1 rRNA gene is annotated in these 1533 nt (G+C 52.9%); it reads right to left on the bottom strand.

What is annotated here, in order from left to right:
• Window positions 1-144: 144 nt before the first annotated feature.
• Window positions 145-1533 (bottom strand): 23S ribosomal RNA (locus ACKLNA_RS29090); the annotation flags it as partial.

Genomic DNA, 1533 nt, shown 5'->3' with positions numbered 1-1533 from the left:
GGGTACTGACTCGTGGCCGGTTGGCCTCGCTTCAGCAAATTGGGTATGGGATAGTTTTCGGTGTTTTGTAAGCGTCGAACTTTCGGTTCTTTCGTCTTCACACACCGCAATCTGGCCTTTCGACTCAAATTGCTTGGGTGTTATATGGTCAAGCCTCACGGGCAATTAGTATTGGTTAGCTCAACGCCTCACAGCGCTTACACACCCAACCTATCAACGTCGTAGTCTTCGACGGCCCTTCAGGGAACTCAAGGTTCCAGTGAGATCTCATCTTGAGGCAAGTTTCCCGCTTAGATGCTTTCAGCGGTTATCTTTTCCGAACATAGCTACCCGGCAATGCCACTGGCGTGACAACCGGAACACCAGAGGTTCGTCCACTCCGGTCCTCTCGTACTAGGAGCAGCCCCTCTCAAATCTCAAACGTCCACGGCAGATAGGGACCGAACTGTCTCACGACGTTCTAAACCCAGCTCGCGTACCACTTTAAATGGCGAACAGCCATACCCTTGGGACCGGCTTCAGCCCCAGGATGTGATGAGCCGACATCGAGGTGCCAAACACCGCCGTCGATATGAACTCTTGGGCGGTATCAGCCTGTTATCCCCGGAGTACCTTTTATCCGTTGAGCGATGGCCCTTCCATACAGAACCACCGGATCACTAAGACCTACTTTCGTACCTGCTCGACGTGTCTGTCTCGCAGTCAAGCGCGCTTTTGCCTTTATACTCTACGACCGATTTCCGACCGGTCTGAGCGCACCTTCGTACTCCTCCGTTACTCTTTAGGAGGAGACCGCCCCAGTCAAACTACCCACCATACACTGTCCTCGATCCGGATAACGGACCTGAGTTAGAACCTCAAAGTTGCCAGGGTGGTATTTCAAGGATGGCTCCACGCGAACTGGCGTCCACGCTTCAAAGCCTCCCACCTATCCTACACAAGCAAATTCAAAGTCCAGTGCAAAGCTATAGTAAAGGTTCACGGGGTCTTTCCGTCTAGCCGCGGATACACTGCATCTTCACAGCGATTTCAATTTCACTGAGTCTCGGGTGGAGACAGCGCCGCCATCGTTACGCCATTCGTGCAGGTCGGAACTTACCCGACAAGGAATTTCGCTACCTTAGGACCGTTATAGTTACGGCCGCCGTTTACCGGGGCTTCGATCAAGAGCTTCGCGTTAGCTAACCCCATCAATTAACCTTCCGGCACCGGGCAGGCGTCACACCCTATACGTCCACTTTCGTGTTTGCAGAGTGCTGTGTTTTTAATAAACAGTCGCAGCGGCCTGGTATCTTCGACCGGCATGGGCTTACGGAGCAAGTCCTTCACCCTCACCGGCGCACCTTCTCCCGAAGTTACGGTGCCATTTTGCCTAGTTCCTTCACCCGAGTTCTCTCAAGCGCCTTGGTATTCTCTACCCAACCACCTGTGTCGGTTTGGGGTACGGTTCCTGGTTATCTGAAGCTTAGAAGCTTTTCTTGGAAGCATGGCATCAACCACTTCGTCGCCTAAAGGCAACTCGTCATCAGCTCT

The sequence above is a fragment of the Pseudomonas sp. UV AK001 genome (assembly GCF_046097675.1).
Taxonomy (GTDB): domain Bacteria; phylum Pseudomonadota; class Gammaproteobacteria; order Pseudomonadales; family Pseudomonadaceae; genus Aquipseudomonas; species Aquipseudomonas kribbensis.
This window is presented reverse-complemented; position numbering and strand designations above follow the sequence as displayed.